The organism is Streptomyces sp. AA1529 (genome assembly GCF_000280905.1).
Classification (GTDB): Bacteria; Actinomycetota; Actinomycetes; order Streptomycetales; family Streptomycetaceae; genus Streptomyces.
On record NZ_ALAP01000103.1, the window covers coordinates 68,301 to 81,815 of the forward strand.

The following is a 13,515-nucleotide window of genomic DNA, read 5'->3' on the forward strand; positions in this document are numbered from 1 at the left end:
CTCTCGGTGGAACTTCTTCCGCTCTGTGGACCTCAGTCGCCCGAGGTGAAGACCAGGACCGCGTTCTGGCCGCCGAAGCCGAAGGAGTTGCTCATGGCCACCTCGGCCTTCTCCTCGCGGGGCCGGCCGGTGACGACGTCCAGTTCCAGCGCGGGGTCCTGGGAGCCGAGATTGGCCGTCGGCGGGATCGTGGACCGTTCGAGGGCGAGCACCGTCAGGGCCGCCTCGATCGCTCCCGCCGCGCCCAGGGTGTGGCCGAGCACCCCCTTGGTGGAGGTCACCGCGGCGCCGTCGCCGATCAGACGCCGCAGCATCCGGGCCTCGACGGCGTCGTTGAGCGGGGTGGAGGTGCCGTGGGCGTTGACGTGCCCGATCTCGCCGGAGCCGACGTCCGCCTGTGCCAGTGCGTTCTCGACGGCCCGCAGCACGCTGGCCCCCTCCGGCTCGGGGGCGGTGATGTGGTGGGCGTCGGCGGAGGCACCGTACCCGGCCAGCCTGGCCCTGACCCGGGCGCCGCGGGCCGCGGCGTCGGCCTCCCGTTCCAGGACGAGGACACCGCTGCCCTCCCCGATGACGAACCCGTCGCGGTCCTGGTCGAAGGGGCGGGAGGCGGCTTCCGGCTCGTCCACCCTGCGTGAGAGCGCCCCCATCTGGTTGAAGCCGGTGACCATCAGCGGAGTCACGTTCGCCTCGGTGCCCCCGGCGAGGACGACATCGCAGGATCCGTCGCGCAGCAGACTCGCGGCGGTGCCGATCGCGGTGCCGCCGGACGCGCACGCGGTCGCGGTCACGAAATTCGGCCCGGTGGCATGCAGGTCGATCGCCAGGTGCCCGGCGACCATGTTCGGCACCAGCATCGGCAGCAGCAGCGCCGAGACCGACTCGGGGCCCTTCTCCAGCAGGCGCCGGTGCTGTGTCTCCATCGTCCCGATGCCGCCGAGCCCGCAGCCGACGACCACGCCGACGCGGGCGCCGTCCCAGGTCAGCGGGTCCAGGCCGCAGTCCGCGACGGCCTCCCGCGCGGCGACGATCGCCAGTTGGATGAAGCGGTCGTGCATCAGGGGGCTGCGCCTGCCCACGTGCCGGACGGGGTCCAGGTCCGGAACCGCGCAGGAGATGTCGACGGGCAGTCCTTCGAGGCGGGGGTCCCGCGCCGCTGCGGAGCGTCCCGCACAGACGCCTCGCCAGGTCTCCTCCGCCCCGATGCCGGAAGCGGTGATCAGGCCCAGGCCGGTGACGGCGACGGGTGCGGAGGCTGTCACCGGGCCGTGGCCTTGGTCCGGTCCTCCAACAGGTCCGCCACCTGCCCGATGGTGTCGGTGAGGGCGGCCACGTCGTCGTCGAGCTTGACGTCGAATTCCGACTGGACCACCAGAAGGAACTCGACGAGGAAAAGCGAGTCCATCTTCAGGTCCTCGAAAGTTGCTTCCGGCGTGATCTTCGCGCGGTCGACGGCGAAGTGATCGCCGAGAATGTCCACCAGCTTCTCGTACATCGCGCTCATACCTGTGATCTTCCCTTCCGGGGAACGGGTCGGCCCACTCGTCGTGCCGAGGCTTTCCTGGAAGACGAGGCAGTGCCCATCGGTACTCCACCGCCTGGAAGGCGATGGATTGCGTGGCGGCAACTATGAGGGGCGCGGCTGACGGCGCGCTGACCGATGCCTGACGGTGCAGGGGGTCAGCAATCGGTCAGCGTCGTGTCAGCCGCGGCCCGTACGTTGCCAGCGACCCGAGCCCACGGGCTGTCATCCACGGGGAGGAGCTCACGGTGGTTCCCTGCCGACGCCGTACGACCCGGCCGCACCCGGTGTCCCCAGCGGCACCTGTCCATCTCCGCCCGGCGGGCGGTGTCCGATGACCCGCGCGGCAGTGCTGGCCGGTATCGGAGCCTGCCTCCCGCCTCGGCTGGTCACCAACGCGGAACTCGCGGCGCGGCTGGACAGTTCGGACGAATGGGTGCGCTCGCGGACCGGAATCTCCCAGCGTTATCTGGCCGACCCGTCCGTGCTCACCTCCGACCTGGCGGTCGGTGCGGGATCGCGGGCGCTGAAGTCCTCGGGGGACCCGCACGTCGATGCCCTGGTCGTGGCGACCACCACGCCGGACCGGCCCTGTCCGGCCACCGCGCCGACCGTGGCCGGCAAGCTGGGACTCGGGCATGCCGCGGCGTTCGACGTATCCGCCGTCTGCTCCGGATTTCTCTACGGTCTGGCCTCCGGCGCCGGCCTGATCGCGGGCGGCATCGCCGAGCGCGTGCTGGTGATCGGAGCGGAGACGTTCTCCCGGATCCTGAACCCCGCCGACCGCTCCACCTCGGTGATCTTCGGGGACGGGGCCGGTGCCGCGGTGCTGCGCGCGGGCAGCACCGCGGAGGAGGGCGCGCTGGGCCCGTTCGACCTCGGCAGCGACGGCGAAGGGGCGGACCTGATCACGGTGCCGGCCGGTGGGCCTCCTCCGGAGGGTGCCTGGCCGGACCCGGTGCCGGACGACTACTACTTCACGATGCAGGGCAAGCGGGTCTTCTGGCTGGCGGTCCAGCGTATGGGCCAGAGCGCGCAGGCGGTCCTGGACCGTTCCGGCTGGCGGGCCGACGAGGTGGATCACCTTGTCGCGCACCAGGCGAATCACCGGATCACCCAGCGGCTGGCCGACGAGATCGGGCTGCCCCGCGAACGGGCTGTCAGCAACATCGCCGAGGTCGGCAACACGGCCGCTGCCTCCGTTCCGCTCGCGCTCGTCCACGCCCACGCCGCAGGGACGCTGAGGCCCGGCGATCGGGTGCTGCTGACGGCGTTCGGCGGTGGCCTCACGTGGGGCGCGACGACGCTCGTCTGGCCCGCTGTCGAGACGAGCTGACCTTACGGACCGTGAGCGGCGCCGCCGGACCGGCAATGCCACTGCGACCGAACCGAGGACGGCAATGAAAACTCAGAAACTCATCAACGACTACATCGTCGATGTCTGGATGGGCGGCGACGCCGAAAGTCTGGAACCGGACACGCCGCTCACCGAACTCAACATCATCGATTCCATGGGGATATTCGACCTCGTCGGATTCCTGCAGCGGGAATTCTCCATCACCGTGCCCATGCGGGACGTGACGCTGAAGAACTTCCGATCGGTTCGCACGATCTCCGCGATGGTGGACCGGCTGCGGCAGGACGAGGAAGGGAACGCCGCATGACGGAACTGCAGAGTGACGACTCCGCGCGCGCCGCGCTGCACTCGCAGGTGGTCGGGATCGTCGCCGAGTGCACCCTGTACGACGCGTCGTGTCTCCAGCCCGACCTGCACTTCGAGGCCGACCTCGGCATCGACTCCGTCATCCTCGAATCGATCCTCGCCTCGCTCAGGGAGCACTTCGGCCTGCCGGGCGGACTCGGGGGGCGGGCGACCACGCTCCGCGAACTCGTCTCCGTGGTGGCTGCCGAAGTGGACGCGGACAAGGCACTCCGGGCGGACGGCCCCGACACCGTCCTGACCGCTCTCGTGTCCGCGGCGATGCGGCAGACGCAGTACCGACGCGACCAACTCGACCTCGACGCCCACCTGGAACGGGACCTGGGCGTCGACTCCGTGGTCCTCACCGCGATCGTCGCCGAGGCAGCCGAGGAACTGGGTGTTCCCGGTGCCCTGCCGGGCGGCGAGGAGTCCACCACCCTGCGGGAGTTGAGCACCCGGCTGACAGCGGCCTGGCTGCCGGGTGCATCCGACCGCACCGCACCCGCCGCGGGGCACCCGGGGGCGAAGGGGGCCGATGCGCCGATACCCGGTACCGACGGTGCCGCGCGGGAGCCGGTCGCGCCGGTGGCATCCGAGGACGGCTGGGACAGCCGTTCGATGAAGGACTTCCTGGAGGAGCGCGACTCCGATCTGTTCGCCAAGACCCGGAGCTTCGGCGCCTACCTCCGCCGCCGCGAGGACGACCAGCTCTACTGGTACGGCATGCCGCTGCACTCCCGGTGTGCGAACCGCGCCGTCATCTTCGACGAACTGACGGGCCGGAAGCGCGAGTTCCTGATGTTCGCCTCGAACAACTATCTGGGGCTCGCCAACCACCCCGAGGTGATCGAGGCCGTCTGCGAGGCCACGCGCAGCTACGGGGCCACGCACACGGGGTCCCGCTTCATCGGCGGCACGAACATGCTCCACAAGGAACTGGAGCGCCGGCTCGCGGCCTTCAAGCGACGGCCGGCCTGCATCGTCTATCCGGGCGGGTACGCCGCCAACCTGGGTGCGATCTCCGCGCTGGTCAAGAGCTACGACACGCTCGTCGTCGACAAGCTCAACCACATGAGCATCCTCGACGGCGCGAAGCTCTCCGGCGCCGCCCGGAGGATCTACCGGCACAACGACATGGCGGACCTGGAACGCGTCCTCGAGCGCGGCGCCGAGTCGTCCGGCGGCACCCTGATCGTCGCCGACGGCGTGTTCAGCATGCACGGCGACATCTGCGACCTGCCCGGCATCCTCCGGCTGGCCAGGACCTACGGTGCCCGCGTACTCATCGACGACGCACACGCCACCGGCGTCCTGGGCGCCCGCGGATCGGGCACGAGCGAACACTTCGGCCTCAAGGGCGAAGTGGACCTCGAACTGGGCACCATGAGCAAGGCACTGGCCGGCATGGGCGGCTTCGTCGTCGGTGACGAAGAGGTCGTCGAGTACCTCCGCTACTACTCCAACTCCTACGTCTTCGCCGCCAACATCCCGGCCGGCGTCGCCGCCGGCCTGATCGCGGCGATCGACGTGCTGGAAGCCGAACCCGAACGGGTCAAACGGCTGTGGACCAACATCGGCGCGCTCCGCACCCGGCTGCTCGATTCGGGGTTCGACCTGGAGAACTCCGAGAGCGCCATCCTGCCCATCCGAATCGGTGACGAACGGCAGGCCATGGAGATGGGGCGCGCGGTGCGTGCCCGGGGGCTGTTCTGCCAGACCGTCGTCTTCCCCGGCGTCCCGCTCGGGGACGCCAGGCTGCGGGTCAGCGTGACCTGCGAACACACCCCCGAGGACCTCGACCTCGCCGCGGACATATTCCGCGATGCGGCACGGGAGACCGGCGTCCTGCGGGCCGACCGGTGAGCGAACAGGAGGGATGGGGAACAACCATGGACACACCTCCCACGGTGATCCGCCTGCGCCGCGACTTCCCCCAGGAACACGCCGAGCGCCCCGCCCTCGTCGGTACCGAGCAGCTGACGTACGGTGAGCTCACCGCGCGGGTCGACGCCCTCTCCGTCCGGCTGCTCGATCTCGGCGTCCGGCCCGGCGACCGGACAGCCGTCTGGATGGACAAGCAGCCCCGCTACGCGGAGGCCATCCTCGCCACACTCGACGTCGGCTGCGCCTACGTGCCGCTCGACGGGGGGCAGCCCGGGCAGCGGGTGCGGACCATCCTCGCCGACGCCGAACCGGTCGTCCTGTTCACCGACGCGCGGCACCTGGCCGCCCTGCACGACGAACCACTGCCCTCCTCGCTCGGGCTGATCGTCGTCGACGACGAGGCACCCCCGACAGCGGTCGGCGGCGTTCCCGTGCGCTCCTGGCGGGAGTTCGCCGAGGCCGCAGCGCACCGGATCACCCTGCTGCCCTCGCTCAGTCCCACCGACCTCGCGGCGATCCTCTACACCTCCGGATCCACCGGGGCCCCGAAAGGGGTGCGCCTCTCCCATCGGAACCTCGCCAACTTCGTCGGCTGGGCGGCTGCCGAACTGGACGTCGGGCCCGGGGACGTGTTCGCGAACCACGCCTCCTTCAATTTCGATCTGAGCACCTTCGACCTGTTCACCGCGCTCACCGTGGGCGCAGCCGTGTGGATCGTCGACGACTCGGCGGCCCGGGACGTCACCGCACTGGCGGCAGGGATCAGGGAGCACGGCGTCACCGTGTGGTATTCGGTTCCCTCCATACTGGGCCTGCTCACCGCGTCCGGAGCGCTCACCCCCGCCGATGCCCGCTCCCTGCGCTATGTGCTCTTCGCCGGCGAGGTCTTCCCGATACCCCGGCTGCGGGCTCTGGCGGAGCTGCTGCCGGAGGAGACCGCGCTCTACAACCTCTACGGGCCGACGGAGACCAACGTCTGCGCCTTCCACCGGGTCCGCCCCGAGGACCTGGAGCGCCGCACCCCCGTCCCCATCGGCGGACCGGTCACCGGTGCCGGGCTCTGCGTGGAGGACGACCACGGGGCGCCCGTCTCGGAGCCGGGTGTGATCGGCCACCTCGTCGTGGAGGGGGTCTGTGTCACCCCGGGCTACTGGCGCCGCACCGCGGACCCGGCCACCGCCTTCCACTGCGCGGGCCGCCATCCCACCGGCGACCTGGTCAGCTACGAGGAGGACGGCCGACTGGTCTATCGCGGCCGGGAGGACCGCATGGTCAAACTCTCCGGCTACCGGATCGAACTGGGGGAGATCGAGGCCGCCGCACAGCACCATCCCGACATCGCCGACGCGGCGGTGCTCCTGGCCGGAGAGGGTCCGCAGGCCCGCCTCGCGCTCTACTACACGCTCCGCCCGGGCGCGCCCAGGCCCAGCCTGGTCCAGCTCAAGCAGCACTGCGCGCGGTGGCTGCCGACCTACATGCTGCCCCACACCGCGACGTGTCTCGACCAACTGCCCCGCAACGCAAACGGCAAAGCCGACTACCGCCGGTTGGCGAACGGGACGGCACGGCCCATCGCGGCGCCGACCGGCGCGGCTCGACAGTGACGGAGACGAACGACAGTGACTCCAGAACCGATCGAGACGCATTGGCAGGGAGCGGAGCCGGCCACCGTCGCCGGTCTGCTGCGCCGACGTCTCGAACTGACGCCGCACGCGGTCGCCTACCGGTTTCTCTCCGACACCGGTGGTACGAGCGAGTCCTGGGACTACGCCGAACTGGACCGCCGCGCACGGGCGGTCGCAGCACACCTCCAGCAGGCGCGCCTGGAGGGCGAGCCGGTGCTGCTGCTGCACCCGCCGGGGCTCGACTACATCGCCTCGTTCTTCGGATGCCTGTACGCGGGCGCCGTGGCCGTGCCCGCCTACCCGCCGCAGAGCGCCAGGTTCGGGCAGACCGTGCAGCGGCTGGCCGGCATCGCCCGCGACTCGGGCGCCACCCACGCCCTCACCACCCGCGCGGTCAGGGACGCCGCGCACGGTACACCGGAGGAGGCGGCCCGGCTGGGACTCGACCGGCTGTGCTGGGTGACCGAGGACGAACTGCGCGACGCCCAGGCCGACCGGTGGGCCGAGCCGTCCACCACGAGCGAGTCGCTTGCCTTCCTCCAGTACACGTCCGGCTCGACCGCCGCTCCCAAGGGCGTCATGGTCAGCAACGGGAACCTCGTCCGCAATCTGCGCTCCTCCCATCTGCGACTGGAACTGGACTCCGCGGCGGGCATGGTCTCCTGGCTGCCGCCGTACCACGACATGGGGCTCATCGGAGGGTTGCTCACCCCGATGTACGGAGGGTTCAGCTCCCATCTGATGGCCCCCATGACCTTCGTGCAGCGGCCCCTGCTGTGGTTGGAAACCCTCTCCGAGACCCGCGCGTCGATGAGCGTGGCACCCAACTTCGGATTCGAGCAGTGCCTCCGGCGGATCACCGAACAGCAGCGCGATGCTCTCGACCTGCGTGACTGGCGGCTGGCGCTGAACGGAGCCGAACCGGTCCGCGCCGACACACTGGAGCGGTTCGCCGGCTACTTCGGTCCCGCCGGCTTCGACCGCCGGGCCCTCGTGCCCTGCTACGGCCTCGCCGAGGCAACCCTGATGGCGACCGGTATCGGACCGGGGGAGCCACCCACCGAGCGGTCCGTCGACGCTCGGGCGCTGGCGACGGGCGCGGTGCTGGACGCCGGGCCGGAATGCGACCGCGTCACCCGTGTCGTCGGCTGCGGTCCGGCCGTTCCCGACGCCCGGGTCGCCGTCGTCGATCCCGCGGAGCGGCAGCGCGTCGAGTCCGACCGGATCGGTGAAGTCTGGCTCGCCGGACCCAGCGTGGCCCTCGGCTACTGGAACCGTCCCGGACTGAGCGCCGAGACGTTCGGCGCACAGCTGGCGGACGAACCGGGACGGAGCTGGCTGCGCACCGGTGACCTGGGCTTCCAGCAGGACGGCCAGCTCTATCTGGTCGGCCGCACCACGGACATGGTCGTCGTCCAGGGACGCAACGTGTACCCGCACGACGTCGAGCTCACCGTGGAGCAGGCGAGTGAAGCCGCCCGCCCCGACTGCGGCGCCGCATTCGGGCTGCCGACTCCCGGCGGGGAACAGCTCGCCCTGGTCTACGAGGTCGGCCGCGGCACCGAGGACCTCGCCGCGGTACTGGCGCGGCTGCGCACCGCGCTTGCCGAGGAGCACGAGATCTCTCCGCACACGCTTGCGTTGGTGCGGCACTCTTCGGTGTCCAAGACCACCAGCGGCAAGGTCCAGCGCCAGACGACCCGGCGGGACTTCCTCGACCTGCGGATGTCGGTGGTGGCCGCGAGCGTGGCCCGCGACGCCGGAGCGCCCACCGGGGACACCGGTGTGCCGCCGCGGAGCCCGGAACTTTCCGGACTGTCCGTCACGGCCCGCCGCTCCCGGATCACCGCGCTCGTCCGGGAAGCGATCGAGGAAGCCGGCGGCTCGGCGACCGAAGCCGGACCGGAGCAGGGCGATCTCGCCTCCCTCGGGTTCGACTACCCACGGTTGCTGGAGTTGGTGGCGGTCCTCGAACAGCGCCTCGGGGTCCGGGTCGCCGTCGGCGAACTGCTGGTCGCCCCGGAGGTGGACACGCTGGTCGAGCTGTGCTTGGACGAGTTGCGCGGCGCCCGGCAGCAGCCCGCGCCCGGCGGCTCCGACCGGCAGGCCGCGTTGCGGGGCGCCGGCGCCGGCCGGGAGACGAACGGAGAGGAACTCGAAGCCTGGCTGCACGAGCGGGTGGCCCACCGTCTCGGTCTCCCGGTCTCGGTGGTCGACCCCACCCGGACACTCTCCTCGCTGGGGCTCGACTCCAAGCAGGCGGTGGCCGTCGCGTCGGAGCTCGGTGAGCGGCTCGGCCGCCGACTGCCCACCGGGGCCGTCTTCGACCACCCCACCATCCGGGACCTGGCCGCACGCTTCGGTACCGGACACCCCGCGCACGCTTCCGCCGTCCCGCGGCGTGGCGGGCCGGCCGACCCGGACGAGCCCATCGCCATCGTCGGCATCGGATGCCGCTTCCCCGGCGCCCCGGACCTGGACAGCTACTGGCGGCTGCTGCTCGACGGCCGGGACGCCGTCGGTGAGATACCGCCCGGACGGTGGAACCCGCGGGAAGCGGGCACCTCGGACCAGGGGGGCTTTCTCGATGCGGTGGACGAGTTCGACGCCCGGTTCTTCGGCATCTCGGCGCGCGAAGCACTCCGCATGGATCCCCAGCAGCGCATGCTGCTGGAGGTCGCCTGGCAGACGTTCGAGGACGCGGGCATCGCGCCCGACCGGCTGGCCGGCAGCGACACCGCCGTCGTCGTCGGGGTGAGCAGCCAGGATTACGGGCAGCTGCAACTCGCCTCTCCCCGCGAGACCGATGTCTACGCGGCGACGGGCAACGCTCCCGCGATGGCGGCGAACCGGCTCTCCTACTTCTTCGACCTACGCGGCCCCAGCTTCGTCGTGGACACCGCCTGCTCGGCATCCCTTGCGGGGGTGCACATGGCCTGTCAGAGCCTGCGGCGGGGAGAGAGCCGGATCGCGCTGGCCGGGGGAGCCAATCTGCTGCTCGCTCCCGGTCTGTCGGCAGCGCTTCTCGACGGGGAGATGCTCTCGCCGGGCGGTCGCTGCCGCACCTTCGACGACGCGGCGGACGGCTATGTGCGCGGCGAGGGCGTCGGCCTGCTCTGCCTCAAGCCGCTCTCGGACGCGCTGGCGGACGGCGACCGGATCCATGCGACCGTCACCGGGTCGGCCCTGGCGCACGGCGGCCGCGGCAACGGCCTGACCGCACCGCGGAGCTCGGCCCAGCGCACGGTCATCACCGGCGCGCTCGCCCAGGCCGGGGTGGAGCCCGCCCGGATCGACTACGTCGAGGCGCACGGCACCGGCACCCCGTTGGGGGACCCGGTCGAATGGGAAGCACTCGCCGAGGTCTACGGCGGCACCGAGCGCAAGGAGCCGTGTCTCGTCGGTTCGGTCAAGACCAACATCGGACACCTGGAGGCGGCCGCCGGCGTGGCCGGTCTGATCAAGGCGGCGCTGGTCGTCGGCCGTCGCGAGGTTCCGCCGCTGCTGCACCTGGAGAAGCCGAACCGGCTGCTGGACTGGGAGGCCTCGGGACTGTCCGTGCCCACCCGGCGCCGGTCCCTGCCGTCACGGGACACCGCCCGGGCCGGCGTGAGCTCGTTCGGCTTCGGCGGCACCAACGTCCATCTGATCGTCGAAGCGCCGCCCGCGGGCCCGTCCACGGCCGGAGCAGCGCGGGAGGAGGAGCCGGTGACCGTCCCCCGCCCCGCACACACGTTGTGCCTGTCCGCGCACACCTCCTCGGCCCTCACCACTCTCGCCCACCGGTACCGCACCCATGTGGCGGCGCACCCGGACGCGCCCCTCGCCGGCCTGTGCCGTACGGCGAACACCGGCCGCACGCACCTCGGGCAGCGGGCCGCGGTGACCTTCGGCACGGCCGCCGAACTCGATTCCGGGCTCTCGGCGCTGGCGTACGGGGAAGCTTCGACGGCGGTGGCCAGGGGCGGCGCGGGGCGCCCGGTGCCCAGGGTGGCGTTCCTCTTCAGCGGCCAGGGCACCCAGTATCCGGGCATGGGGCGCGAACTGTACGAGTGCCATGGCGCCTTCGCTGACACGCTGGACCGCGCCGAGCGGATCGCCCGGCCGCTGCTCGGCGTCTCGCTGCGCGACCTCCTCTTCGACGAGGACGGCGGAGAGCGGCTCCGGCGCACCGAGTACTGCCAGCCCGCCCTGGTCGCCTTCTCCGTGGCACTGGCCCGGGTCTGGGCATCCGCGGGAGTACGGCCCGGCGCGGTGCTGGGCCACAGCGTCGGCGCCATCGGCGCGGCCTGCGTGTCCGGTGTGCTCTCCTTGGAGGACGCGCTCACCCTCGCCGTCGAGCGGGGCAGGCTCATGGGGGCGCAGCCCGGCGAAGGGCGCATGGTCGCCTGCCTGGGCGAGAGCGACGCCGTCCGCACCGCGGCAGCGGACTTCCCGTGGGTCTCGGTCGCGGCCGTCAACGCCGACCGGCATCTGGTTCTCTCGGGGCCCACCGACGACATCCGGGCCGTGCGCGAGCGGCTCGAGGAACAGCAGACCGACGTGCGCATGCTGACCGTCTCGCATGCTTTCCACTCCCGGCTCATGGACGGGGCCGCGGCACCGCTGCGGGAGGCGCTCGAGGGTCTCGCCTTCGACCGGCCGGCCATCCCCTGGGTGTCGGACGCCACCGGCGAACTCGCCGGCGAGGTGGATGCCGACTACTGGGTGCGCCACATGCTGGGCACCGTCCGGTTCGCCGATGCCTTCGCCACGCTGCGCGGGCTGGGGTACGACGCGTTCGTCGAGGTGGGGCCGCATCCTGCGCTGCTCTCCTCGGGCCGGGCTCTGACGCAGGATCGGGCGACGGACTCCGGAGAGCTGCTGTGGCTGCCGTCCGCGCGTCGGGACAGGGGCGAGTGGGCGACACTCCTCGGGTCGCTCGGCCGGCTGCACTGCGCGGGCGGCGACATCGACTGGCGGGGCCTCGACCCGGAGGACGCGCAGCCGACGGTCCCCGCGCCGCACACCGTCTTCGAGCGTGAAGCGTATTGGTTCACGCCGTCGGCCGCGGAACCGGCAGCCGGTGGCGGCCCGCGGCACCCGGAGACCGCCGGGCACGACGGGGCGGGACTGCCCGGGGGAGGGGAGTTCCCCGGTGCCACCGGCCGTGCCCCTTCGCCGCCGGCCGCCTCGTCCGGGCCGTCGTCCGGCGACCCCGCCGGGATGCGCCTGGCTCGCGACGGGGTGGCTGCCGAGGACGGCGCCACTTCGGGAGTCGCCGAGGTCGTACTCGACAGCGTCGCCCGGGTGTGCGGATTTCCCGCCGCGCAGATACCCCTGCATGCCCGGCTCGTCCTGGACCTGGGTCTCGACTCCCTGATGCGGACCGATCTCCAGCGCAGGATCTCCGCCCGCTTCCCTCTCGAGGCGGAGCGACTGCGGCACAGCCTTCCGGACGAGCCCACGGTGCGGGACGTGATCGACCTGCTGCTGTCCGCGGGCGCCGGGGGCAGCGTGGCGGGACTCCCGGCGGATCCGTCCGCGGCAGGTCCGGGGCGAGCCGCGGCCCCGGGCGACCTCCCGTCGCACCCGGCCGTGGAGCCGCAGCTCCCGGTGCGGCAGGAGTACGCGATCGAGGAGTGGCAGGAGTACGCGGAGCTCCAGGACCGGCTTCGGCAGACCGTCGCGCACGGGGAGAACCCCTACGGTCGCACGCACGAAGGGTTCAACTCCGGCATCGTCACCGTCGACGGCCGCGAGGCCGTGAACTTCGCCGCATTCAACTACCTCGCGCTCTCCCACCATCCGCGGGTGCGCCAGGCGGCCAAGGACGCCATCGACACCTACGGGACCTCCAGCTCGGCGACACCGCTGCTGTTCGGGGAGACCCCGTTGCACCACGAACTCGACGCCGAGATCGCCTCGTTCCTGGGCACCGACGACGCCATCGTCTTCGCCGGCGGACACGCCACCAACGTGGCCACGGTCGGCCATCTGTTCGGCCCGGAGGACCTGATCGTCCACGACGAGTGGAGCCACGACAGCACGGTGCGTGGGTGCATCCTCTCCGGGGCGCAGCGCAGGCCGTTCCCGCACAACGACTGGGAGGCGCTGGACCGCATCCTCGCGGCGAGCCGCCACCGCTACCGTCGTGCGCTGGTCGTCATCGAGGGGGCCTACAGCCAGGACGGGGACATCCCGGAGCTTCCCCGCTTCATCGAGGTCAAGCAGCGGCACCGCGCCATGCTGATGATCGACGAGGCGCACTCGCTCGGCGTGCTCGGTGCCACCGGCCGCGGGGTCGCCGAGCACTTCGGCGTCCGGCGGGCCGACGTCGAGCTGTGGATGGGCACCCTCAGCAAGGCGATCGGAAGTCTCGGCGGCTACATCGCGGCGCGCCGTCCGCTGATCGAGTACCTCAAGTACACCGCGCCGCTGCACATCTTCAGCACCGGGATCTCACCGGCCAACACCGCGGCCGCCCTGGAGGCGTTCCGGGTCATCCGCGACGAGCCCGAGCGCGTGACGCGGGTGCGGCAGCTCGCCGAGCACTTCCGGTCCCGGGCCCGGGATCTCGGTCTGGACATCGGCGTCTCCCGGGCATCGGCGGTGATCCCGGTCATCGTGGGCGACTGGAACAAGACCATGGCGCTGTCCGACGCGCTGCTGGAGCAGGGCGTCAACGTCATGCCCATCGGCTACCCCGCGGTGCCGCGGGACGCCTGCCGTCTCCGCTTCTTCATCAACGCCGACCACAGCGAAGCCGACCTCGACCGTTCCCTCGACCTTCTGGTGTGATC

The 13,515-nt window shown here is 71.7% G+C and carries 7 protein-coding genes; 5 read left to right on the forward strand and 2 right to left on the reverse strand.

Annotated elements, in window-relative coordinates; genetic code table 11:
- Positions 1 to 32 precede the first annotated feature (32 nt).
- Positions 33 to 1,262: a beta-ketoacyl-[acyl-carrier-protein] synthase family protein gene (locus tag A949_RS0130385; protein WP_019359837.1), complete on the reverse strand. Its 1,230-nt coding sequence runs from the start codon at positions 1,260 to 1,262 to the stop codon at positions 33 to 35.
- Positions 1,259 to 1,504, reverse strand: a complete 246-nt coding sequence (locus A949_RS0130390; RefSeq protein WP_019359838.1) for an acyl carrier protein — start codon at positions 1,502 to 1,504, stop codon at positions 1,259 to 1,261. The genes A949_RS0130385 and A949_RS0130390 overlap by 4 nt, the downstream gene beginning before the upstream one ends.
- Before the next feature lie 352 nt (positions 1,505 to 1,856).
- Between A949_RS0130390 and A949_RS0130395 the strand changes: the two genes are divergently transcribed.
- The 5 genes from A949_RS0130395 to A949_RS36975 all read left to right on the forward strand — a co-directional run bounded on the left by A949_RS0130395 (position 1,857) and on the right by A949_RS36975 (position 13,513).
- On the forward strand, positions 1,857 to 2,858 hold the full coding sequence (locus A949_RS0130395; RefSeq protein WP_019359839.1) for a beta-ketoacyl-ACP synthase III: 1,002 nt from the start codon (positions 1,857 to 1,859) through the stop codon (positions 2,856 to 2,858).
- 64 nt (positions 2,859 to 2,922) lie between these two features.
- A complete protein-coding gene (locus A949_RS0130400; protein ID WP_019359840.1) occupies positions 2,923 to 3,186 on the forward strand; it encodes an acyl carrier protein in 264 nt (87 codons plus the stop codon).
- Complete coding sequence (locus A949_RS0130405) at positions 3,183 to 5,087, forward strand: aminotransferase class I/II-fold pyridoxal phosphate-dependent enzyme (RefSeq protein ID WP_019359841.1); 1,905 nt, start codon at positions 3,183 to 3,185, stop codon at positions 5,085 to 5,087. Before A949_RS0130400 ends, A949_RS0130405 begins: the two co-directional genes overlap by 4 nt.
- Positions 5,088 to 5,113: 26 nt before the next feature.
- Positions 5,114 to 6,712 (forward strand): D-alanine--poly(phosphoribitol) ligase, encoded by a 1,599-nt coding sequence (locus A949_RS0130410; protein WP_019359842.1) that lies wholly within the window; start codon positions 5,114 to 5,116, stop codon positions 6,710 to 6,712.
- 15 nt (positions 6,713 to 6,727) lie between these two features.
- Positions 6,728 to 13,513 carry a type I polyketide synthase gene (locus A949_RS36975; RefSeq protein ID WP_019359843.1) on the forward strand — a complete coding sequence of 2,262 codons (6,786 nt, stop codon included), beginning with the start codon at positions 6,728 to 6,730 and terminating at the stop codon, positions 13,511 to 13,513.
- The last annotated feature ends 2 nt before the right edge of the window (positions 13,514 to 13,515 follow it).